22 protein-coding genes are annotated in these 21471 nt (G+C 61.9%); 11 read left to right on the forward strand and 11 right to left on the reverse strand.

Going from position 1 to position 21471, the window contains the following annotated elements:
- The first annotated feature begins 54 nt into the window (after positions 1-54).
- A complete protein-coding gene (locus ACOOHD_RS08610; protein WP_420461161.1) occupies positions 55-1416 on the forward strand; it encodes a D-arabinono-1,4-lactone oxidase in 1362 nt (453 codons plus the stop codon).
- A 38-nt stretch (positions 1417-1454) separates the two neighbouring features.
- Here ACOOHD_RS08610 and ACOOHD_RS08615 read toward each other — a convergent pair whose 3' ends face one another.
- The 6 genes from ACOOHD_RS08615 to ACOOHD_RS08640 all read right to left on the reverse strand — a co-directional run bounded on the left by ACOOHD_RS08615 (position 1455) and on the right by ACOOHD_RS08640 (position 9096).
- Positions 1455-2039: a Uma2 family endonuclease gene (locus tag ACOOHD_RS08615; protein WP_420461162.1), complete on the reverse strand. Its 585-nt coding sequence runs from the start codon at positions 2037-2039 to the stop codon at positions 1455-1457.
- A gap of 32 nt (positions 2040-2071) precedes the next feature.
- Complete coding sequence (locus ACOOHD_RS08620; protein ID WP_420461163.1) at positions 2072-4684, reverse strand: TonB-dependent receptor domain-containing protein; 2613 nt, start codon at positions 4682-4684, stop codon at positions 2072-2074.
- A gap of 190 nt (positions 4685-4874) precedes the next feature.
- Positions 4875-6749 carry a glycoside hydrolase family 3 protein gene (locus ACOOHD_RS08625; protein WP_420461164.1) on the reverse strand — a complete coding sequence of 625 codons (1875 nt, stop codon included), beginning with the start codon at positions 6747-6749 and terminating at the stop codon, positions 4875-4877.
- Between the two features lie 18 nt (positions 6750-6767).
- Positions 6768-8264 carry a nucleoside hydrolase-like domain-containing protein gene (locus tag ACOOHD_RS08630; protein WP_420461165.1) on the reverse strand — a complete coding sequence of 499 codons (1497 nt, stop codon included), beginning with the start codon at positions 8262-8264 and terminating at the stop codon, positions 6768-6770.
- Positions 8265-8321: 57 nt separating this feature from the next.
- Complete coding sequence (locus ACOOHD_RS08635) at positions 8322-8801, reverse strand: hypothetical protein (RefSeq protein WP_420461166.1); 480 nt, start codon at positions 8799-8801, stop codon at positions 8322-8324.
- A gap of 40 nt (positions 8802-8841) precedes the next feature.
- A complete protein-coding gene (locus ACOOHD_RS08640; protein WP_420461167.1) occupies positions 8842-9096 on the reverse strand; it encodes a T9SS type A sorting domain-containing protein in 255 nt (84 codons plus the stop codon).
- A gap of 239 nt (positions 9097-9335) precedes the next feature.
- Here ACOOHD_RS08640 and ACOOHD_RS08645 point away from each other — a divergent pair, with 239 nt between their 5' ends.
- The 3 genes from ACOOHD_RS08645 to ACOOHD_RS08655 all read left to right on the forward strand — a co-directional run bounded on the left by ACOOHD_RS08645 (position 9336) and on the right by ACOOHD_RS08655 (position 11533).
- A complete protein-coding gene (locus tag ACOOHD_RS08645) occupies positions 9336-10097 on the forward strand; it encodes a CPBP family intramembrane glutamic endopeptidase (RefSeq protein ID WP_420461168.1) in 762 nt (253 codons plus the stop codon).
- A 44-nt stretch (positions 10098-10141) separates the two neighbouring features.
- Positions 10142-11086, forward strand: a complete 945-nt coding sequence (locus ACOOHD_RS08650; RefSeq protein ID WP_420461169.1) for a phytanoyl-CoA dioxygenase family protein — start codon at positions 10142-10144, stop codon at positions 11084-11086.
- A 105-nt stretch (positions 11087-11191) separates the two neighbouring features.
- Positions 11192-11533, forward strand: coding sequence for a hypothetical protein (locus tag ACOOHD_RS08655; RefSeq protein WP_420461170.1), 342 nt, complete (start codon positions 11192-11194; stop codon positions 11531-11533).
- Here ACOOHD_RS08655 and ACOOHD_RS08660 read toward each other — a convergent pair.
- Genes ACOOHD_RS08660 through ACOOHD_RS08670 form a run of 3 tightly spaced genes read right to left on the reverse strand, consistent with a single transcriptional unit; the run spans position 11530 to position 13203 of the window.
- Positions 11530-12372: a mechanosensitive ion channel family protein gene (locus ACOOHD_RS08660; RefSeq protein WP_420461171.1), complete on the reverse strand. Its 843-nt coding sequence runs from the start codon at positions 12370-12372 to the stop codon at positions 11530-11532. The two genes, ACOOHD_RS08655 and ACOOHD_RS08660, sit on opposite strands and share 4 nt — an antisense overlap.
- Positions 12369-12617 (reverse strand): hypothetical protein, encoded by a 249-nt coding sequence (locus ACOOHD_RS08665; protein WP_420461172.1) that lies wholly within the window; start codon positions 12615-12617, stop codon positions 12369-12371. The genes ACOOHD_RS08660 and ACOOHD_RS08665 overlap by 4 nt, the downstream gene beginning before the upstream one ends.
- Positions 12607-13203, reverse strand: coding sequence for an RNA polymerase sigma factor (locus ACOOHD_RS08670; protein ID WP_420461173.1), 597 nt, complete (start codon positions 13201-13203; stop codon positions 12607-12609). Before ACOOHD_RS08670 ends, ACOOHD_RS08665 begins: the two co-directional genes overlap by 11 nt.
- 160 nt (positions 13204-13363) lie before the next feature.
- Between ACOOHD_RS08670 and ACOOHD_RS08675 the strand changes: the two genes are divergently transcribed.
- The 7 genes from ACOOHD_RS08675 to ACOOHD_RS08705 all read left to right on the forward strand — a co-directional run bounded on the left by ACOOHD_RS08675 (position 13364) and on the right by ACOOHD_RS08705 (position 19850).
- Positions 13364-14017, forward strand: a complete 654-nt coding sequence (locus ACOOHD_RS08675) for an RluA family pseudouridine synthase (RefSeq protein ID WP_420461174.1) — start codon at positions 13364-13366, stop codon at positions 14015-14017.
- 61 nt (positions 14018-14078) lie between these two features.
- Entirely contained in the window at positions 14079-14603 is a 525-nt protein-coding gene (locus ACOOHD_RS08680) for a TlpA family protein disulfide reductase (protein WP_420461175.1), read from the forward strand.
- Between the two features lie 70 nt (positions 14604-14673).
- Entirely contained in the window at positions 14674-15258 is a 585-nt protein-coding gene (locus tag ACOOHD_RS08685) for a hypothetical protein (protein WP_420461176.1), read from the forward strand.
- Positions 15259-15317: 59 nt separating this feature from the next.
- A complete protein-coding gene (locus ACOOHD_RS08690) occupies positions 15318-16124 on the forward strand; it encodes a tetratricopeptide repeat protein (protein ID WP_420461177.1) in 807 nt (268 codons plus the stop codon).
- Entirely contained in the window at positions 16121-18178 is a 2058-nt protein-coding gene (locus ACOOHD_RS08695) for a 3-deoxy-D-manno-octulosonic acid transferase (RefSeq protein ID WP_420461178.1), read from the forward strand. Before ACOOHD_RS08690 ends, ACOOHD_RS08695 begins: the two co-directional genes overlap by 4 nt.
- 33 nt (positions 18179-18211) lie before the next feature.
- Complete coding sequence (locus ACOOHD_RS08700) at positions 18212-18424, forward strand: dodecin family protein (RefSeq protein WP_420461179.1); 213 nt, start codon at positions 18212-18214, stop codon at positions 18422-18424.
- A gap of 115 nt (positions 18425-18539) precedes the next feature.
- Positions 18540-19850, forward strand: coding sequence for a gluconate:H+ symporter (locus tag ACOOHD_RS08705; protein ID WP_420461180.1), 1311 nt, complete (start codon positions 18540-18542; stop codon positions 19848-19850).
- Positions 19851-20058: 208 nt separating this feature from the next.
- On the opposite strand, the gene trpS is transcribed toward ACOOHD_RS08705, so the two are convergent.
- Positions 20059-21078 carry a tryptophan--tRNA ligase gene (gene trpS, locus ACOOHD_RS08710; protein ID WP_420461181.1) on the reverse strand — a complete coding sequence of 340 codons (1020 nt, stop codon included), beginning with the start codon at positions 21076-21078 and terminating at the stop codon, positions 20059-20061.
- 45 nt (positions 21079-21123) lie between these two features.
- Entirely contained in the window at positions 21124-21354 is a 231-nt protein-coding gene (locus tag ACOOHD_RS08715) for a hypothetical protein (RefSeq protein WP_420461182.1), read from the reverse strand.
- Positions 21355-21471: the final 117 nt, after the last annotated feature.

The raw sequence follows: 21471 nt of genomic DNA on the forward strand, positions 1-21471 counted from the left end.
ATAGGGGTATGCAGGTGCAAGGGCCAACTCACCAAGAACCCCTACCTTCCTCATATGCTACGCAAAGAATTTCTACACACCACGTCGCGGATTGCCGCCGGCGGACTGCTCCTCCCCTACCTCGGCTGCGCCACTAAAAAGACCCCAGCTGACGCGGCGGACGCTTCCGCGTTCCGGAGCAACTGGGCCGGCAACTACGTCTACCGCGCCGAGCAAGTGTATGAGCCCGGCAGCGTGGAGGAGCTCCAGCAGCGCATGCAGGAGGCCGGACGCAAAAAAGCCCTGGGCTCCCGGCACTGCTTCAACGACATCGCCGATAGCCCGAACGTGCAGCTCTCCACCCGGGCGCTGAATAAGGTCATCGAGCTCGATGAGGTCGAGTCGCTGCTCACGGTGGGGGCCGGGGCTCGCTACGGCGATTTTAGCGTAGACCTCTACGAGCGGGGCTTCGCGGTCCACAACCTGGCCAGCCTGCCGCACATCACCGTGGCCGGGGCCTGTGCCACGGGTACCCACGGCTCGGGGGTGACCAATGGTAACCTGGCGACCTCCGTACTATCCTTCGACCTGGTCAAGCCGGACGGCAGCCTGGTGACCCTCGACCGGGACCACCCTGATTTTCCAGCCGTGGCCGTAGGACTGGGTGCTTTCGGCATCGTCACCCAACTGACCCTCGAGCTGCAGCCGGCCTTCGATGTGCGGCAGGACATCTACCTGGACCTGCCGGTCAGCGCGCTGGAAGAACACTTCGATGACATCATGTCGAGCGGCTACAGCGTCAGCCTCTTCACGACCTACGGCGGCGACACCGTCAGCGAGGTGTGGATCAAGCGTCGGACCGACCGGGAAGCACCGGACTTACCGGCCGACTTCTACGGCGCACGGGCGGCCACCGAGGAGATGCACCCCATCGCCGGACTCGACCCCGTCAATACTACCGGTCAGCTGGGGGTGCCGGGGCCCTGGTACGATCGCCTGCCGCACTTCCGTATGGGATTTACGCCGAGTGCGGGAAAGGAACTACAGGCGGAGTACTTCGTGGCCCGTACCGATGCCGTAGCGGCCATGCGGGCCCTGCGCGCCCTCGGCGACCGGATCGATCCGCTACTCCTGATCAGCGAGGTACGGACCATCCGGGCCGACGAATTCTGGATGAGTCCGGCCTACCGCCGCGATTCCGTAGCCCTCCACTTCACCTGGAAGCAGGAGGAGCCGGCCGTGCGGGCCCTGCTACCCCTCATCGAGGCCGCCCTGGCATCCTTCGCGGTACGCCCCCACTGGGGTAAACTGTTTACGCTGGAATCCGAGACACTGCGGCAGCGCTACCCCAGATTCGACGATTTCGTAGCCCTGGCGCAGCGCTACGATCCGGAGGGCAAGTTCCGCAATGACTATCTGGACCGGACGGTGTATTGATACCGGTACTTTGTTTGCACCCGCGCGCCGCCGCCGCCTTACTCTCCCCCACCAAAAACTACATTCAGGTATATATCCTGCAATGGTAAGTTGATACCGAGCGAGCGCAAGCGAACCACCTGGCCTAAATCATAGGAGTTACCGATGCGCCAGAGATCCTTTTCCTCCCGGAAGTACGTCTCCACTATTAGTTTTCGGCTGTCGATGAGCAGGTATTCACGAAAGCTGGGGAGCTGTCGGTAAGCACTGAATTTTTCTCCCCGGTCATACGCCGCACTCGTCTCGGAGAGCACCTCAACGATCAGGGCGGGGTTGGTCAGCCGGGCAATTCCCCCTTGCTCGTAGGTAGGGGTGTCACAAACGGCACTGACGTCCGGAAAATGGTAGCGATTCGCGGCCGCTACGGCGATTGCCGTTTCGCTTCCCTTGATCTGGCATCCTCTGGCCAGGAGTCGCAGCGCGAAGGTGGTATTGTCCAGTATCGTGTTGTGAGCTACCGTTCCGCCGGCCATAGTGCGTACCTCCCCATCCAGGTAGTCGTACTTATGCTCCGATTGGTCGAGCAGCTCCAGGTAGTCCTGCTTCGTATACCTGCGTAGGGGGTCGGCGGTGGCGGCGTTCATGCCTTCAAAGGTAAGGGACGCAGAGCCGTCACCTATTGCTTCTCCGGTTCCTCCTGCTCCGCCTTAGCCTTTTCCTTCTTCTCAGCCTTAGCCTCCTTGCTCACCGCCTGCCGCGCCTGCCTTCTCGACTGACCCTGCACCTGCGCGCCGCCGCCCCCTGCACCGCCGCCGTTGTCATCTCCTCCGCCCATGAGGTCGTCGTTGCTTACGCCGCGGGTCTTGCTGCGGGCCTGACCGGCATCTAGTTGGCCGAATTTATAGCCGAAGGTCAGCTTGATGTTGCGGTTGAGGAGGAGGTCCTCACGGACCTGGGAGAAGGTGGCCGTTTGTAGCTCGGAACGGAGCGCCCAGCCGCGGGTAGCGAAGTTTTCGGCACTAAGTCCGATCGTGCCCCGCCCCTCGTTAAACTCCTTGCTGATGCCAATGGCGTAGATGCCGAAGCCGCCCCGGAAGCCCTGCAGCTGGGTACGCCGGCCGCGCATGAAGGTGAAGGCCTGTGCCGACCAACCGCCGTCCAGTTTGAGCTGACTCATCAGGCGACCGCCGTAGTTGAGGCCGGAGTTCTTAGCGGTGACGGAGATGCCCTCGGCGTCGACGACCTGCCCCTCCAGGAAGGCGTAGTCGAGGTCCACGCCGCCGTTGACGGTCCAGGTGTTAGTCAGGTAGATATTGACGAAGGCATTGACGCCCAGGGCTTGCTCCTTACCGATGTTGGCGTAGGTGGTCAGCAGGGTACCCTCCAGGCTGTCGACCGGGTAGCGTACTTCCTGGATGGCGTTGTTGCTGTTACGGCCGAAGAAGCTCAGGTTCAGGTAGGTCTTGCCGAGGGAGGAGGAGTAGCCCAGTTCGAGGTTGTCGGTCAGCTCGGGCACCAATAGGGGGTTACCAACCTCGATGCTCTGGCTGTTTTCCAGCAGGTTCACGTTGGGGTTGAGCTGGCGTAGCCAGGGGCGCTGAATGCGGCGGTTGTAGCCGAGCTTGACGGTAGTGGTCTCGGTGAGTTTTTTGGAAAAATTGAGGCTGGGTACGAGGTTGTCATAGTCCTGTAGGGCTAGGTCCTCCCCATCCTGGGTAGCGCTCAGCAGGGTCTTCTCGTAGCGTAGACCGCCCTTGACGGTGATGTCGTTCGGCAGGGCCAAGGTATAGGACGCGTAGGCCGCAGCGATGTCCTGGGCGTAATCCAGCGTACCGGCAGGACGGCTAGCGTCGACGAAAAATTCGCCGGTGCCCTCCGCGCTCAGGTAGCTGTAGTCGCTATTGACCTGCCGGAGGATGCCCTTTGCGCCGACCTCGAAGATCTGCTTTTCCCCGAGGGGGCGGATGTAGTCGGCCTGGACCGTAAATTCATTATTACTGTTGTCGTTCAGGTTCTGCGAGCGGCTCAGTACGGTCTCCTCCCCGTCGAGGTTGGCGGAGGCGAAGGTGGCATCCTCGGCCGTCGTGCTGTAGAGGGTAGAGATGCTCAGCTCGTGCCCCGGAGCAAAGCGCTGCAGGTAGTCCAGGTTGAAGTCGTAGGTGCCGGATTCCTGATCGCTGTCGATGTCCCGCAGGAAGGTGGACAGCAGGGTCTCGTCGGTGAACACGTTGGTCGTCTGTAGCTGCTCACGGGCGAAGTTGCGCACCCCGTAGCGTACGCCGCCACTCAGGAACTGGCTGTCGGTCAGGTCATAATCCAGGCCCAGATTGAAGCGACCGAACACCCCGTTGTCGCTGGCCTCCCCGAACTGGGTGCTGCGGCTATCTGGGAACGTCTGGACTAGGGAGGTCTCCGCATCGTTATAGAAGGCGCGCCCGAAGCCGCCCACCGTCATACCGAACTTACCCACCCTATAGCTGCCCGTCAGGCCCAGGTTGGAGCCCCGCAGGCCTACGCCGGTGTCGAGGTTAAGGAAATAGCCGGCCAGGTTATTCTTCTTGGTGATGATGTTGATGATGCCCCCGGCCCCCTCGGCGTCGTACTTGGCCGAGGGGCTAGTGATCACCTCCACGGACTTGATCTCGTCGGCCGGGATCATCTTCATCGCATCCGCCACGCTACCGGCGATGATGGTCGAGGGCTTGTTGTTGATCAGCACCCGGATGTTGGAGCTACCGCGTAGGGAGACGTTGCCCTCGAGGTCAACCTGTAGCAGGGGCACCTTGCGCAGCACGTCGGCCGCATCGCCCCCGCGACTGAGCTGGTCCTGCTCCGCGTTGTACACCAGCCGGTCGACCTTTTCCTCGATCAGGGCGCGCTGGCCGGTTACGGTTACTTCTTCCAGCAGTTCGGCGGCGGTACCGAGTTTAATGGTGCCCAGATCGGTCCGCCTACCGTCTACTTTCACCTCGGGCAGCGTCACGGTCTCGTAACCGATGAAGGTCACCTCCAGGCGGTAGCTACCGTTGTCCACGTTCTCGATCTCGAAGGTGCCGTCGTCATTCGTGATGGTACCGTTGACGACCTCGTCCGTAGCGGCGTCGTGCAGACTGATGGTGGCGTAGCCTACGGGCGCGTCGTTGGCCGCATCGAGGATGGTGCCGGTGATGCTGCCCTTTACCTCTACCGGTAAAATATGGGGCGGGGCCGCAGGTGCGGGGTTGGTGGCGGCGAAGCCCGGGGTAAACGCAAGACCAAACAGCAGGGTAAAAATGACTTTGGTAGACACGGGTAGCATGTTTTGTTACCACAAAGCTCGCTCCTGGAGTAAAGCGGTGGGGAAGCCTTCTACCCTTTGGCTTGATTGCTCGACGGTTCGGCGTTTTATTGGTGGTTGACCCTACGGTTCCCTGATATGGTCGAGCCCACGAACCAGGGTTGAGTGGCCTCCGGCCCGAGCCTGTGACATTAATTCTCCACTAATAGCTCAGGCCGAAACCAAAGGGATAAAGCGGCGCCTCGCTGTCGTAAGGCACGTCCGTCAACTGCGCCTCCACGGCTTCCATGGACGCGGGCAGCTCAAAGGGCAACTTGCCCCGCGGTGCGGCACGGCCGAAAAGTACCTCGCAGACCGCCCGGTCGCTGGCCCCGTAGTTCGCAATCAGCGCAGCGGCTTCCGCGGCGATCTCCGGGATGACGGCCGGACGGTCCAGGTAGAGGTCTACCACCGTTGGCACGGCACGTAGCACGTCCAGGATGTGTGCCTTCTCCTCTCCCTTAAAGTCCAGATCACCGTGGTGAAAACCCCGAGCGAAGAAGTTATCCGTCTCCACCGGTACCCAGGGGGTCTTGAGCCGCAGGATAGCCACGTCGGCCACTTCCGGACTGGTCACCACCGTGGCGTACTCCGCTACCACGGCGCTGTCCATGTTTTCCACGTATACCCGCAGCCCCTCACCGCTCAGTGGAAGCCGGCCTTCTTCGTTCTTCAGTAAGGTCATCGAGGCCTGCTGGGAATACCTACCGAGTGCCAGGTCGGCCGAGTCGGTGAAGACGGTAGCTACCGCCTCCTCGTCTACGAAGGGATCGTCAAAGAGCCCAAGTTGGAATTTTTGCCGCAGCAGCCGCCGCACGGAGGTGTCAATACGCTCCTCACTCATGCGCCCCTCGTTGACCAGTTGCACCACCAGTTCCGGACGGTTTTCACCGCCGAACTGGTCGCAGCCCGCCTCTAGGATCTTCAGTACCCGGTCGGCCTCGCTCAGCTCCTCCACACCCCAGGCACGGGCGGGCCAGACGGTGGGCCCCAGGGGGGTATCGGTCACCAGCCCCCAGTCGGTACAGACCACCCCGTCGTAGCCCATCTCCTCGCGTAGCAGGGTGGTGATGATGGCCTTGTTGTAGGCCATGGCGACATTCTCGTCGGTCTGGTCGGTCGGCACACCGTAGTAGGGCATGATGGCCGCCGTGCCCTCCTCAATGGCAGCCCGGAAGGGGATGAGGTGGTAGTCAAAGTTGTTGCCCGGGTATATCTGCCCCTGCTGGAACTCGAAGTGGGGGTCGAGGCCTAGTTTCTGCGGACCGCCGCCCGGGAAGTGCTTGGTCATGCAGGCTACGCTCTGTGCATCTAGGCTGTCGCCCTGCATGCCCCGCAGGTAGGCCCGCACCATGCGGGCGGTGAGCTCGGCATCCTCCCCGAAGGCGCCGTTGATGCGCGGCCAGCGGGGTTCGGTGGCCAGGTCGACCTGGGGGTGCAGGGCCTCCCGCAGTCCCATGGCCAGGTACTGCCGGCGCACCACGTCGGCGAAGCGCTCGGTCAATCGCGGGTCGTCCAGGGCGGCGAAGCCCAGCGTCTCGCAAAATTGGGTGAAGCCCGTAGCGGTCAGGGAGAAGATGTTCTCGCTAAAGTGATGGCGGGGGTCGGAAGCCACCGTGACCGGAATGCCCAACCGCGTCTCCTCCCGGGCGTAGCGCTGCACCCCGTTGTACCAGCGGGCGAACACGGCCGGGTCAGCCGGCAGCGTCCACACGTTGAAGTGGGTCATGTGGCGCTCATCCATATTCTCGCGGGCTAGGGGCATCATGGCGCCCGGTCCTTCGATGCCCGCGCGACTGTTGATGTCACCGTCCTCACTTACCCCGGTGCCGTTGATGAAGAGCATACCGGCCTTTTCCTCCAAGTTCATCTGGGCCAGCAGGTCCTCCACGCGGCGGTCGGTGGGCTGGGCGGGGTCTTCGTACACGTCGGTACGGCCGTTGCGGTTGAGGTCCGGGGGCGGGGCCGCAGGTGCGGTGATTTGGGTGAAGGTAAAGAGAGCGGTAGCGCCCACAAGGGTGAATATATAGGTGTTCATAATGATCGATTAAATGGATTATTGCGCCGTCAACACCACCCGTGCATACCGCGTCAGCGCCGGTACTCCCCCATCCGTCACCTCCGCGATCAGGTGAAGGGTTTGGCCCGGCTTCATGTCGTAGGGCACTCGCAGCTGCAACTCCTGTCCGTCCGCAAGCAGCAGCGCCTCTCCCGGGAAGCTATCCACCTCCCCGTACCGAAACCAGTGGTAATACAGCGCGTGACCGTCCGGGTCCGTAGCGTTTGCCTGTAGTACGACCACCTCTCCGGAGCTCACTTTCCTCTCCCAACTGCCGTCCACCTCTACTTCCGGCGGGTGGTTCGCCTCCGCGTAGGGCCTGACGCACCAGTCCGCACGGGCGGCAAAGTCGCGCTGCAGGGCCGGAATCCACCGGGTCTGGGCGTAGTCCGCATCGCGCCGCTGAGTAAAGGGGTTATAGTCGGCGGACTCCGGGCCATCTTCCCACCGGCCGGCTACGCTATCGGAGGCCACGAGCCGCCCACCCCACCCGCCCCAACCCGGATGATTTAGACTACGTAAGCCCACTTCCACTAGGTGAAGGAAGGCCGGCGAGTCCCCCTCCGAAATGAAATCATAGGGTTGAAAACTGCCCCACTGCGCACTGTCCAGCCGCGTAGAATCCCCGTGAGTGTGCTCCGGATCGCCCGCCTGCTGCTGCCCGTCGCCGTAGCTGTAGTAACTTGCTAGCAATGGGCCCCGGTCCTGAATGATGCGCTTCCCCATAAACCGCCCCTCCAGCCAGTACTGCATCGGCTCCGGCACCAGGCGCTGCCAGGGGTAGGCCAGCGCGGCGAACTGCCCGCCGTTGTAGAGCACGGAGATGTCCGGCCAGGCGGTGGCAATGTAATCGCGGTAGGTGGCATCCTGCTCCGAGATCAGGTAGATGACGGTCTTCTTACTTATCCCGGCGTAAAGTTTCGGCCAGACGGGCGTGCCCTTATAGGAATCCTCGAATGACTTTAGGGCCCGTGCGATGGTGTTGGTGCCCCCCCATGCCTGTAGGTAGACCGTACTGGTATCGTTGTCGAGCAGCAGCTCGCGGATGAAATTGGAACCTTCGGTGTCATAGTCCATCGCGCCCTCGAAGTCGATGTTGCCCACCCGCACCAGTTGCAGCAGGTTTTCCGCCGTAGGGTAGCCCTCCGCGTGGGTAGAGAGCACGGGGTATACCTCGCCGTAGGCCGCGATCAACCCTTGCATCCACTCCGTACCCGGCCAGCGCAGGTCGGTGCGTTCGCCGTATAGCTCGCGGGTCATGGGCATGGCCGAGGTCATGGTCGTGCCCTTACCATCGCCACGGTAGTGCCACATGGAGCTACTGTAGACCAGCCCGACGATGTTCAGCTCGTTGGCGTACAGGAGCAGGCGGACGAAGGAGTCCACGTCGTCGATCTCGCCGTCGGTGGTGATGACGGTGCGGGGTTTAGGGGTCTGCCCAAATGAGATGGCGGCTACACAGAGACAACCGAAGAAAAGTAGGATACGGATCACGAGCGGGGAGATTGGATTTCGTTCAATGAGCGTAGCACCTGCGACCCCGCCCACATGTCAGGCAGTAATGTAGCGCTGGGAGAGCAAACTACCCACCGTAAGCATGGCTAAACCCGCCAGCAGCCAGGCCCCACTGCTCAGGGCCGACTGTACCATCTCCGCCACCTGGTTACCCTGCCCACTGATACGCTCGGCGATCCAGGCTAGCGCGGCCAGTCCCCCTACCATACCGCAGGTCCAGCGCAAATAGCGGTACCGGGGATCGGGAGCCAGCAGCAACAGCCAGGGCAGCACCAGGGCCACCATACCCAGCTGTACGCACTCGATACCCAGGTTGAAGCCCGTAGCAGCGTCAGTGAATGGCCCAGGGTAAAGCCCGTGACGAGCCGCAGGACGCGCCAGGCGGTGGGTCGTAGGTCCAACGGTCCGTTCCAGCGACCGGCCCGAACGCTCAGCGGTGCAGCGAGTAGCAGCAGGGAGTTGGGCATGGGATGGGCGGCCAGCCCGCCGCAAAAAAGGAAAGCAAGCCCGAGCCATAGCGCCCGACTTGCCTTCTGCAAACTCACTTGAACACTCACTATTTTTGGAACTTGCCCGTAAAGAGCTTACCGCCATCCTCCACACGAAGTAGGTAACTGCCCTTGGGTAGTTCGCTTACGTCGAGTTCCACGACGGTGGCGGTCACTCCTTCGCGGCGCAGCAGCTCCCGCCCGGCCGGGTCGTACACGATCACGCGGGCGTCGCGTACTGGCTGGCGCAGGTCAATGAATAGGGACTTGACGGCCGGATTCGGGAAGGTCGTTACGGTCGTAGCCACTAGCGGCGCGAACACGGAGGCAAGAAGTGGGCGGGTGCGCCGGTGCAAGGCTTTGTGGTAGAGGGCGGAAAAAATGGGGTGAACGAGCTCCGGCGATCCGGACCGCCTAAGGGGCTTAAATAGCTGCACGGTTAGCGCGTATGACCGGGGAAGATCACCCGGCGTTCACCACCTGAACTGTAGTACCCAGGCCAGACTACCTGGCCATGCCGGAAAAGAATAATGTATTTTGCTCTGAGCTAAAGCAGCCTAGGATGAATGCGTACCGCCCCCTACCCCTCTGGCAATCGCTTGCGTTTTTCGCCGCTTCGGCGCTCCTGTTTCGACTGTCGGTATACAATCTGATGCCGGCGTTACTGGGGGAAGGAGTCTCCGCCTTCTGGGCCTTCCTCACGGCCTATTCGATTCCGCTGACCTTACTGATCGTTGCTACCTTCCTACTGATTGCACGGGAAGGGAATCTGCCCCAGTGGCGGACGCGGTTGCGGTTAACCGCCCTTACCGGTAGGCAACTGCTGGCGTGCGTAGGATTATTTGTCGGCGGCTTCCTGGTTACGGGGTTGTTACTGCCCACCGCCCAGTACCTGGCGTCCCTCCCGCTACTCGCACCGCCGGACTTTTTACCGGACATCCTCGATCCAACGAAGTCGGCACCCGGCGGTGGTCTGACAGCATTTATGGGGGTGCCCCTAAAGGGGGCCTACTGGATCATCCCGGTCTATTTCATTTTTCTGACTTTTTTCAACATCTTAGGCGAAGAGCTCTGGTTCCGTGGCTACCTGCTTCCCCGTCAGGAACTGACGCACGGCCGGCGGACGTGGATGGTGCATGGCGTCTTCTGGTGTCTATTCCATACCCCCATTTATCCCTGGACCATCGTGTACCTGCTGCCCACTACCCTTACGGTCAGTTTCGCAGCGCAACGGTTTCAAAGCACCTGGGCTGGCTTCGTCATTCACTACTTAGGCAACGGGGTGCTGGCCCTCCTGCCCATTGTGGTGGGTGTGGTGGGGTAAGCGGATGGCCCTACCCAATACCAAAAACCACTATATTCAGGGCCATGGAAAACCAGCACCAGGATATCCCCGGCAACCCCTCCACGGCCAAAAGTAGTACCGTCAAACTGCGTCAAACTGCCAGCCCCGACACCCTCCGCGTGCTCGCTATGGAGCAGTGGGACTTCTGGCGAGAAAACGGCTACGTGGTGGTCAAACAGGCGGTCTCGCGCCAGCAAGCCCAACAGACCGCCGATTTTCTCTGGGAGTTCGAGGATAAGGACCCCGACGATCCCGCCACCTGGTACACCGCCCCACGGGCCGAGATGAAGATGAAGGAGCTGGCCGGCACCGGCATGGTGGAAGTGTACAACCACCAGCACCTTTGGAACAACCGGCAGGCGCGGCGAGTCTACGATGCCTTCGTCGACATTTGGGGCACTGAACGGCTCTGGGTGACCATCGACCGGGCCAACCTGAATTTCCCCATCCGGCCGGGCTATGCGTATAAAGGTTTTATCCACTGGGACTACGACCCCGACACCAAACCGCAAAACGTGCAGGGCGTACTGGCGCTGGCCGATCAGACCGATCCGAATATGGGCGGCTTCCAGTGTATCCCCTGGCTGTACCGCAACTACGACAGCTGGAAACTAGCCCAGCCCACGGACCGCGACCACTTCCAGCCCGACCTGACCGGCCTGGAGGATAAAATCGTAAAGGTGCCGCTGGAGGCCGGCGACCTGCTGATCTTCAACAGCTCGGAGCCCCACGGCATCCGGCCGAATCACTCACAGGATAAGGTGCGTATCGCCCAGTACATCAGTATGATGCCAGCCCAGGAGGACAACGAGGACCTGCGGCAGTGGCGCATTCGGTCGTGGCGGGAGCGGCAGGCCCCGGAGGGCTACGCCTTTCCGGGGGACCCACGGGGGTGGGAACGGACGCGCTACGGCACGGCGAAACTTTCCGAACTGGGGGAAAAGCTACTGGGGCTTCGCAAGTGGTAGAAGGGCGGAGAGTACTCGTCATCGGAGGCAGTGGCAATCACTAACCTGGCCGTTTGCCCGAAGTTGTTTCACCGGGGAGTGGGCTCCGTGGTGCTAACTAGGTTAGTGCACGGGGACACGGAAGTTGACTGTCCTTCCTGGATCGCCTTCGTAGAGCGCGAAAATGCCGCGGCCCACTACCACGAGACCATCAACGTGGCGGCCCAGGAGGAGGACCCAGAATCAGTGCTCAATCACTTCCGGCGCATGACGCGTTTACGACTAGCCCACCCGGTGCTGATTTACGGCGACTACGAGCTGCTGCTGCCCAACCACGAGCAAATTTATGCCTACCGCCGCAACCTGGCGGGGGAGGAGGTCACGGTGACACTGAACTTTGGGGCCCCTAATCCTGGAGCAGAACAACCTGCGGGGGGCCGGTGTAGTGGCGCTACTATTCGCAGCTAAAGACTCTCCTCATCGATGATGCGGATGGGATGGGTGATGAGCAGCTGACTGGGCAGAATGAGTCGCTCGGTTGGCGATACCTGTAGCGTAATCGATAGTCCTGACATACTGATCACCCGGCCCCGCTGCCCGTCCACCTCGATCAGCTGGCCCACGCGCACCGCCCGGCGGGTGAAGAAGCCGGCTAGAATGTTGGTGAGTACGTCCCGGCTGGCTAGTCCGTAGGCAATAGCCCCGGCCAGGGTGACCGAGCCCACGATGACTAGGAGGTTGGAGGTGATAATGCTAGTATCTACCCCACCCTGCTCCAGGGCCGTGAGCGTAATGATGAGCATGAGCAGGTAGTAAGTCACCGAGCTGATAATGCGCCCGGCCGAGATACCCAGGCTACCGGCCGCCCCGCGTACCAGGTCACGGATAAAGGAGGCAATGTAGGAGCCCACCACGAAAAAGACCAGGGCCGAGAGCAGGCGCGGCAGGTAGCCGAGCAGCTTGGAGATCTCGGTGCTCACCGCCGTCCAGCCCACCGTATCGGCGGCCGTAATGATGACCACCAGTAGCAGCACGTAGTAGATGAGGCGGCCCAGCAGCGTAGAGGGACGTAGCCTCACATTGGCCCGCTGCAGCAGTTGGGTGGCCCCGAGCCGGTCTGCCAGTCGGTCTAAGCCCGCGGCCTGCAGCAGGCGCGCTACGCCCCGACTGATCAGCCGGGCGATCAGCCAGCCCAGGGCCAGGATCACCAGCGCGGCCAGTACCCGCGGCACCACCGAGAGCACGGTCCGGGCCATGCCCTCCAGGCTGTCTAAGAAAAGATAGGCGTATCCAGTGTTTTCGTTCATTCGGTAGTGGGGGGTTGGTGGGTGCCCTCGGGGTCTTCGAGCAGGTCGATGAATTCGGCGGCCGTACCCAGTAAGGTGCCGGTAAAGAGGGAACCGATCTCGCCGATGGTGTCGATCAGGTCCAGGGTACGGAAGACCTCCTGCCGTAACTCCGGCGGGGGCGGCGCGGCGGCGCGGCGCTCGTCGGCTAACTGTTGCATGCGGGCCTGCAGTAGCAACTCCATGGTGGTGGACTCAGCAGCCATTGGACAGTCCGTTGAGTAGGTTACCAAGTCGCTCCCGCGAGCGTTTGAGGCGCATCTTCACCGCACTTTCCGACATCTGCAGAATGGCCGCAATCTGCTTGATGCTCATCGCCTCCTGGTACTTAAGGATCAGCAGCATCTCCTCCTCGGGGCGTAGTTCCTTAAGCAGGCGGGCGAGTTGATCGAGGCGTAGGTCCTGCAGTTGCTTCTCGTTCAGGGACTGGGGGCCCCCGTCGGCGGGGTCGAGCGTCTCGTCGATGGTATCAAACCGCAGCCGTTTAGCGCGCTTGAGGTGGGTCACGCAGTGGTTGTAGGTGATGGCGTAGATCCAGAACGATAGGTCGGCCTTGCCCTGGTACTTATGCAGGTTAGTAAATACTTTGATGAATACGTCGTGGGCCAGGTCCTGCGCTAAATTGGCGTCCTTTACCATGCCGAGGCATTTGTAGTACACCCGATCCTGGTACCTGCGGTATAGCTCATTGAGACAATCGCGGTGCCCTCCCAGGATGACTGTCACCAACTCCCGGTCGGACAAACTGTCGGCGGCGGCAAGGGGCGTAGCGGGGGGTGAGGAGGGCGTCATCGCGGTCGGCTAAAGATAGGGTTGCGCCGTGGAGTACACCGTACCTTGCTTAGCATGCACGAAGAGGAACACTACGTCAACCGTAGCAATTGGCTGCGCGCCGCGGTATTGGGGCCACACTATTTTATCTTACCTGATAAGCAAACGTACCTTGCCGCCCATGCTAGACATCCTCCGCGAGGGCCCGGACTGGGCCGTCATCAACAAACCCGCCGGTATCGCTACGGAGCGGCACTTTCAGTACGATACGGTGGAGGCGCGCGCGCAGCTGCAGTGGACGCGGGAGGGGGCAAAAAAGGCCGGGTACGTTGGCATCGTGCACCGGCTCGACCGGCCCGTAAGTGGGGTGCTGCTGCTGGCTCGCAAGAAAGCTACCCTAGTCAAGCTCAACGAGGCCTTTGCCACCCGCAGGACGCGGAAGGTCTACCGGGCGGTCACGGCCAAGCCCCTGCCCGCCGACGGGGGCGAACTAGTCCACTACCTGGGCCGTACGCCGGACCGGAAAAAGGCCTTCGCCAGTACCCGTCCGGTACCCGGCGGACAGGAGGCCCGCCTGAGCTACCGGCTGCTACGGGAGGCGGAGGGACTATACGAATACGAGCTACGGCCGATGACGGGCCGCTTTCACCAGCTGCGGGTGCAGCTGGCTACGGTGGGGGCACCCATCGTGGGGGACCTAGCTTACGGGAGTATGCGGCCGGTACGGGATAACGTGATCGCGCTGCATGCTTATTCGCTTGCCTTTTCCGATCCGCAGGGGGAGGGGGAGGTGGAGGTGGTGGCACCAGTACCAGCATACTGGCCCATAAACTAAGGTCGAGCGGCCTCGATGCGTGGTAGGTGACCTATTTTACTGGGAAGCCGTTAAGCAACATATGCGCTGGATCATCGTCACCCTGACCCTTTTATTCACCGCCGGTAGCTGCGACGCCCCCACCCCGCCCGCCGCCCCCATTTCCACCCTTATTGCACCCGCGGCCCCGCCCAGGGTATATACCGAGTACGACGAGCTGGCCGACCTCTTCCACCAGCGCAACGATACCACCTACCTGATCAATTTCTGGGCCACCTGGTGTAAGCCCTGTTTGGAGGAACTGCCGCTGCTGCAGGAGCTAGCCGCGGAGAAAGACAGACCGCTGGAGATTGTGCTGGTGAGTCTGGATACCCAACCAGAGGCCATCGCACGCATCCCCGACTACCTGGCCGGGCGGGGCGTCCTGTTACCCAATGTAGTACTGACCGACGAGCGGCAGGAGTGGAAAACCGCGCTGGACGAGCACTGGGATGGCACCCTGCCTACCACCTTCATTTACCGCAACGAGCTGCGGTACGTGTACCGGCGCAATTTCCGTACGCTGCCGGATGTACGCGAGGCGGTGCGGCCGCTCCTTGGCGGATAGCCGACTTTTCCGGTCGGGAATTTGCTGAACAGCCGACTTATTGTGGTATTTTGGGGAGTATAATTTGCGAATGATGCGGCACTGCTACCTCCTCTTTTTAGTCCTGTTCACCGCCCTGGTTTCCGCTGAATCGTACCGGGGTTTTCTGCTTACCAAGGACGGCTTCCAGCTCACCGGCTACCTCAATGTGCTACAGTACGCGCCGGGGGGCAACATCATCACCTTCACCAACGACTTCGGCGACGAGTACCATATTCACCCCTTTCTGGTCAGTGGATTCGGATTTAATTATCAGGGCGAATCGATGCGCTTCGTAAGCCGGCAGCACGAGGGCATGTGGTACTTTTTGCAGGAGGAGGTGCGGGGTAAGTCCATCAGCCTGTTCCGGCTGCCGAGGGGCGGGGGGCGCTGGGTGGACGATAGCATGCTACGACTGTTCACCGTGCCGCCGCCGGAGTATTACTTGGAGTATGGGCAGGGAGAATTTCTGGCCGTGCCACGTAGCGGGTACAAGCGCACCCTGCGGGATTTTCTGGCCGAGGCCAGTCCGGGCCTGGCCAAGAAGATCGGCAGCAAGGGCTACCGGTACCGCGACATGCACGCCATCGTCGTAGAATTTAACGAGCGCAGCAGCCGTAAGCGCCGCCGCCTTTAGCAACTCGCTCCGGGGTTTGGGCGTTAGCTTGGCTACTACCCTTTCTGCTTCCTCCGCGCATGTTAAAAAAAGACCTGGCCGGCTTCTTTGCCTTCTTTCTGGGGGTGTTTGGTGTCCACCGTTTTTACCTCGGGCAGTGGTGGCGCGGTGCAGCGCAGTTCGTGGGCTTTTGGGGCACCATCGCCCTACTGGCCGAGGAGGGTCCGGAGATGCCGCTGCCCTTTATTCTGGTCGGATTCATCCTGGCCCCCCTCATCACCGCGCTGATCTTCTGGGCCACGCCCTACGAGCGGTGGGCTGCGAAGTACGACCCCCAGGCCCTGGCCGCCCCGGGCTACGTGCTCTCCTCCCTGGATCACCCCTCCTGGAAAAGGCAGTCCGCCGCCCGCCGCCCTACTCTCGATCAGCTCAAAGCCGAGGGTGTCAAGTACTATCGCTCCGGCGACTACGACCTGGCTACGGAGGCCTTTCAGGAAGCAACGGAGCTGGCACCCACCGATCCGGTCGTACACTTTAACCTAGCCTGCTGCTACGCCCTACTGGGTCAGTACCCCCAGTCCCTGCGGGCTCTGGAAGTGGCCGTAACCCATAAGTTACCCAAGCCGGAACGGATCGAGAGCCACCCCGCCCTGCGGGAGCTGCGCACGAGTCCGGCCTACGCCCGCTTTCGCGCCAACAACTACCGCCAGCTGAACCTCGTCGAGCTGCAACCCAGTCACGAACCCGGTCCGGAGCAAGCCTACGAGGAGGAACCCGTCGTGCCCCCTAACCTCCTCGAGCAAATCACCCAGTTGCGGGAGCTGCACGACGCCGGCATCCTGACCCCCCGCGAGTACCGCCTACAGCGCGAAAAGCTGTTGGGTTGAGTGCGGCGGAGCTGGTCTACCGCGTCGGCACGGGCGCCTACCACCTGGGTATCGCCGCCGCCGCCCGACTGGGCAACGAGCGGGCCGCCAGGTGGGTAGCCGGCCGCCGGCTAGACGTACGCGACCAAGTGCAGGCACTGCACGCTGCCGGGCGTCCCATTCTCTGGTTACATGCTGCCAGTCTGGGGGAGTTTGAGCAGGGCCGCCCGGTACTGGAGGTGCTGCGGATGGTCCGGCCCGACTGGGCGGTAGTCCTGACCTTCTTTAGCCCCAGCGGTTACGAGCGGTGCCAGGCTACGGAACTGGCGGAGGTGGTCACCTACCTGCCGGCAGATACACCCCGTAGGGCAGCCGCCTGGATTGAGCTACTCCGCCCCCGCCTGGCGGTGTTCGTCAAGTACGAGTTCTGGTACTATCACTTGCGCAGCTTACGGTCCGCCGGGGTGCCCACCTTCCTCATTGCCGGCAGCTTCCGCCCCGGACAGCTTTTCTTTCGGCCCTACGGTGGCTTTTACCGACGGATGCTGCGTGTCTTCGACCATCTGCTGGCACAAACCGAGGAAGACCGCAAGCTGCTGACAGGCATCGGCATCGACCGGGTCACCGTCACCGGTGATCCCCGGATCGACCGCACCCGCGCCCTGGCCGAACAGCCCTTTGCGGACCAGCGTCTTGCCGACTTCACCGCCGGCCACCCTACCCTGCTGGCCGGCTCCGTCTGGCCGCAGGACGTGGAGGTCATCGCCGGAGCCTGGTCGGCCCAACCGGCGGCGGAATGGCGACTGGTCCTGGCCCCCCACCAGCTCGACGAGCAGCAACTCATTGCCTGGCAGCAGCAGTTCGACGCCGAACGGTATACCACTACGCCGCAGGGCAAAGGCGTCATGCTGCTCGACACCATCGGCATCCTCAGCCGGGCCTACCGCTACGGTACGGTGGCCTTTATCGGCGGCGGTTACGGCTCCGGCCTGCACAATACGCTGGAGCCGATGAGCTACGGCCTGCCGGTACTGTTCGGCACGCGCTACGCAAAGTTTCCCGAGGCGCGGGCGGCCGTGGCGCGGGGCGGGGCGTTCCCGGTGGCCAGCTCGGCGGAGCTGATCGAGCGGCTTACCGCCCTACGCCAGCCGGCTAACTACCGTCGAGCCCAGCAAGCCCAGGCCGACTACCTAAGTGCGAATGCAGGAGCGGCGCGCCGGACCGCTGACCTCCTTCTGCGCCTACTCTTACTTCTGTTCTTTGCCCTACCGGTGTCGGCCCAGTCCTGGTCTACCGCCGATCGCCTCAACGAGACCCTGGAGGGCCTCTACGCCAAGTGCAACCTCATGGTAGCCGTTTCGGGCACCGACTGGCGGCCCGGGCTGTGTCTGGCCGCCACACAGCTGGAGCGTAGCAAGACCGTGAGCCTGGAGGTACAGCTCCGCGTAGCCCGCAAATATATCTTCATTGCCTCTGCCGCGCCCGGCACCACCGATCTGGACCTCCTGGTACGCGACGCGAGCGGCGCGATCGTGGGAGCTGATACCGAGTCCGACCAAACGCCCATCGTGGAGCTTACCGTCGACACGGAGGCCACCTTTACCATCCAGCTCCACTACGTGAGTGGTGACTCCGCGACGGCCCTGGTGGCACTGGGTATGCTACGCTCCTTCGGGGTGCCGCTACCCGATGCTGCCTTTCGTGAGGTCAGCCAGCAATTTGGCGCGGCCGCGGGTGCAGTGCGGGCGGCGGGCGGTGCCAGGACCTTCCGCGGCGGGCCGGACAGCTGGTGTGTCTTCGGTTACCTCCTCGAGGAGGAAGAAGGGGCAACCATAGAAAACCTCCGGCTCGGGGCGGGGCGCTATTTCTTCGCCGCCACCGGTCCGGAATCCGTGCAGGACATCGACCTTTACCTGGCCGGTGACTCCCCCGAAATACTACGCGTTGACCGCGAGGGGGACGCGTACCCCATGTTAGACTACGAAGTGACCGAACCTGGCCCCTACCGGCTGCGCTTGGAAGTAGAACGTGCCCGCGGTGCCAGTCTGGTGCTGCTGGGTCTTTTTACTAATTAACCCAATCAATTTTAGTCTACCATGGCCAGTGTAATGAAAGTCATAGAGGTCCTCGCCGAAAGCCCCAACAGCTTCGAGGAGGCCGTCCAGAGCGCCGTTTCCGAAACCAGCAAGAGCGTACGTAACATTCAGAGCGCCTACGTGCGCGAGCAGTCCGTCACCGTCGAGAACGGCAAAGTGGGCATGTACCGCGTGAACGTGAAGATTACGTTCAGCGTGGATATGAGCGACGGGAATAACGCGTAGGCCACCATAGGCGTCCGACGCATGCAAGCGTCGGACGCCTTTACGCTTGCATGCGTCGGACGCCTTTACGCTTGCATGCGTCGGACGCTTACGGTAGCCAGCGCTATCTTTCCCCATGCCCCTGCTCATCACCTTCCTGGCCGTAGTAGCCCTACTTGCTTTAATCGTTTTTCTCAAGTGGCACCCCTTTATTGCCCTGGTACTGGTGGCGATCGGCGCGGGGCTCGGACTGGGCATGACGGCCGAGGCCACGATCGCTTCCGTGACTTCGGGGGTGGGGGGTACGCTGGGCGATCTGGCGCTCATCCTCGGGCTGGGGGCGGCGCTAGGGGGCGTCGTAGCCGAGACCGGCGCAGCGCAGGTGATCACCGATAAGCTACTCGGTCGGCACCGCGGGAGCTCGGTGGTATGGGGACTCTGTCTGGTGGGTTTTCTCATCGGTATTCCACTCTTCTACTCGGTGGCCTTCGTAATGATGGCCCCCATCATTTTCGCCACGGCGAAAAAAACGGGGCTACCGCTGGCGATGGTTGCCGTTGCCTCCGTAGCCTCCCTTTCCGTAACCCACGGTTTTCTTCCCCCCCACCCGGCGCCGGTACTGATTGCGGGCACCTTCGGAGCGGACCTGGGAAAAACCCTACTGTACGGGCTGATGCTGGCCGTACCCTCCGTCGTCATTGCCGGTCCACTCTTTGCCCAGACGCTGCGGGGTATGCCGCAAACAACCGGCGCAGCGGTACTTGACGAGGCGGAGACCCCCACCCACCTACCCTCCTTCACCAGTAGCGTACTGTGCGCCTTGTTACCGGTGCTGCTGCTGGCGGGAATTGCCGTACTGCGGTCGGTCAGTGACGTAGCTGCCATAGTGCCCTGGCTCCTGCTCGTAGGTGATGCCACGGTGGCCCTCCTCCTCGGTGTGATCGTAGCGATGGTCGTGTTGGGTCGGCAGACCGGTCAATCGGTCGGTCACCTCATGGGGCGGGTAGGCACTCAGTTGGCCCCGATGGCGGCCGTACTGCTCATCATTGCCGGCGGCGGGGCCTTTAAGCAGGTGCTGGTGGACAGTGGCACAAGTACGTATATTGTAACTACCCTCGAGGGTTTCAACGCCCATCCGCTGGTCATCGCCTGGCTCATTGCCGCGGCACTGCGCATCACCCTAGGCTCGGCAACGGTGGCGGCCATCACTGCGGCGGGTATCGTACTGCCGCTGGCCTCCGGAGGCACGGTGGCTCCGGAGCTGCTGGTACTGGCCGTCGGCGCGGGTAGCCTGACCTGTAGCCACGTCAATGATACGGGCTTCTGGCTCTTCAAGGAGTACTTCGGCCTGACGGTGACGCAGACGCTACGCAGCTGGACGGTAATGGAGACGGTAGTGAGCGTGATCGGGCTGGTGGGGTGTCTGGGGCTTAGTTTGGTGGTATAGGTGGATGCAGTACAATGCGGCCTCCCCCGATAGCTATCGGGGCGGCAGCAAGATGCAGCCTCTGGCTGCGCTACGTTGTAAAGCGTTTATATAATTATCTAGGAGAATAACCCTTCCCGTCTAACATAGGTCGCCGCCAAGGCGGCTCTCGTCCCGATAGCTATCGGGAGAGGCTGCTACGTCTACCGCTGCCGGAGGCAGCATTGTACTACGCCAGGCCGCAAATCCGCTTCACCTCCCCCACCGTAGCCTGCGCCCGCTCCCGGATTACCGCACTGCTCTGCTTGATCTGATTCTTGACCGCCTTCCGGTCCCCCTTCAGCTCCTGGTAGCGGGCCCGCAGCTCGGTGGAGATGCTGACGAGTCCGTCGGCGACGGCGTCCTTGAGGTCGGCGTAGCGGAGCGTGCCGGATTCGTAGTCTTGCATCAGGGAGGCATAGGCCCCGACCTGGCCGGCGGCGCTCAGGAGGCTGAATAGGTTGGCCACGCCATCCGACATGGCACCTGCGGCCCCGGCTGCGTCGGGGGCTCCCGTATCGGTAACGGCGGAGCGCACCTGCTTGCGGATACGTGTCTCGTCGGCGAAGACATCAATGTTATGCTTATCGCCCTGGCTGGCGCTCATCTTGCGGCGGGGGTCGGCGGTGCTCATCACCTTGGGGACGGCCGTGTAGAGGGCCTCGGGGATGGGGAAGAAGTCCTTACCAGCGAAGTTGTTGAAGCGCTGGGCGATATCGCGGGTGAGCTCCAGGTGCTGCTCCTGGTCCTTGCCGACGGGCACCACCCCGGCCTTGTAGATGAGAATATCGGCGGCCTGGAGGGCGGGATAGGTAAACAGCCCGGCGGAGATGAATTCCTCGCTCTGGGCGCTCTTGTCCTTAAACTGGGTCATGCGGCCGAGCTGGCCGTAGCTTGTGAAGCAGTTGAGAATCCAGGCTAGCTCGGTATGCTCGGGCACGAGGCTCTGGATAAAAAGGTTTTCGGCCTTAATGCCGCAGGCCAGGAGGTGGAAGCAGATTTCCCAGCTGTTCTCCGCCAATTTTTTGGCCTGAAAGGGCATCGACATGGCGTGATAGTTGGCCACCATGTAGAGGCAGTCGTAGTCCTGCTGCAGACGCTTCCAGTTTTCGACGGCACCGAAGTAGCGGCCGAAGTGGAGCTTGCCGGTGGGCTGGATGCCGGAAAGAATGGTGGCGCGGGCGGAGGGGGCGGCGGCGTCGGTACTCATGGCGGCGAAGGTAGAACAAAGCCGCCCTACCCCGTCAAGAACCGATTAGGCACGCTCAAGTGCCCGGATGCTTTCCTGGTAGCTTCTGAGGGTACGTGCCTGGATCTCGGCCGTAGCGTTTAACACCCGGACCTCTTCGTTAAGCTCGTGCTCCCGCTCGGGATCCTCGCGAAAGAACCTTCGCTTGCGGTTGATTTCCAGCAGCTGTTGCACGGTCTGACTAAGCGCCATCTTGGTCTTGAGGTACTTGTACTTCAGCTGTTTTCTGGTGCTCATCGGGTGACTTAAATTTTGCGGGATCGGCTCGTACTGACGACGAGAAAAGTAAGGATAAATTGTTTGACCGGCAAGTTTTCCAGGAGCTAATTCTTCCGCTTGCCGTGGTATCCATAG

It is taken from the genome of Neolewinella sp. (genome assembly GCF_965214665.1).
Lineage (GTDB): Bacteria > Bacteroidota > Bacteroidia > Chitinophagales > Saprospiraceae > Neolewinella.

Bases quoted from the DNA above. Each gene is read 5' to 3' on its own strand.
- ACOOHD_RS08670 (WP_420461173.1), bottom strand. From the start codon at position 13,203: ATGACGCCCTCCTCACCCCCCGCTACGCCCCTTGCCGCCGCCGACAGT.
- ACOOHD_RS08675 (WP_420461174.1), top strand. From the start codon at position 13,364: ATGCTAGACATCCTCCGCGAGGGCCCGGACTGGGCCGTCATCAACAAA.
- ACOOHD_RS08625 (WP_420461164.1), bottom strand. From the start codon at position 6,749: ATGAACACCTATATATTCACCCTTGTGGGCGCTACCGCTCTCTTTACC.
- ACOOHD_RS08700 (WP_420461179.1), top strand. From the start codon at position 18,212: ATGAAAGTCATAGAGGTCCTCGCCGAAAGCCCCAACAGCTTCGAGGAG.
- ACOOHD_RS08615 (WP_420461162.1), bottom strand. From the start codon at position 2,039: ATGAACGCCGCCACCGCCGACCCCCTACGCAGGTATACGAAGCAGGAC.
- ACOOHD_RS08645 (WP_420461168.1), top strand. From the start codon at position 9,336: ATGAATGCGTACCGCCCCCTACCCCTCTGGCAATCGCTTGCGTTTTTC.
- ACOOHD_RS08635 (WP_420461166.1), bottom strand. From the start codon at position 8,801: ATGGCTCGGGCTTGCTTTCCTTTTTTGCGGCGGGCTGGCCGCCCATCC.
- ACOOHD_RS08610 (WP_420461161.1), top strand. From the start codon at position 55: ATGCTACGCAAAGAATTTCTACACACCACGTCGCGGATTGCCGCCGGC.
- ACOOHD_RS08665 (WP_420461172.1), bottom strand. From the start codon at position 12,617: ATGGCTGCTGAGTCCACCACCATGGAGTTGCTACTGCAGGCCCGCATG.
- ACOOHD_RS08690 (WP_420461177.1), top strand. From the start codon at position 15,318: ATGTTAAAAAAAGACCTGGCCGGCTTCTTTGCCTTCTTTCTGGGGGTG.
- trpS (WP_420461181.1), bottom strand. From the start codon at position 21,078: ATGAGTACCGACGCCGCCGCCCCCTCCGCCCGCGCCACCATTCTTTCC.
- ACOOHD_RS08705 (WP_420461180.1), top strand. From the start codon at position 18,540: ATGCCCCTGCTCATCACCTTCCTGGCCGTAGTAGCCCTACTTGCTTTA.
- ACOOHD_RS08680 (WP_420461175.1), top strand. From the start codon at position 14,079: ATGCGCTGGATCATCGTCACCCTGACCCTTTTATTCACCGCCGGTAGC.
- ACOOHD_RS08650 (WP_420461169.1), top strand. From the start codon at position 10,142: ATGGAAAACCAGCACCAGGATATCCCCGGCAACCCCTCCACGGCCAAA.
- ACOOHD_RS08685 (WP_420461176.1), top strand. From the start codon at position 14,674: ATGATGCGGCACTGCTACCTCCTCTTTTTAGTCCTGTTCACCGCCCTG.
- ACOOHD_RS08715 (WP_420461182.1), bottom strand. From the start codon at position 21,354: ATGAGCACCAGAAAACAGCTGAAGTACAAGTACCTCAAGACCAAGATG.
- ACOOHD_RS08660 (WP_420461171.1), bottom strand. From the start codon at position 12,372: ATGAACGAAAACACTGGATACGCCTATCTTTTCTTAGACAGCCTGGAG.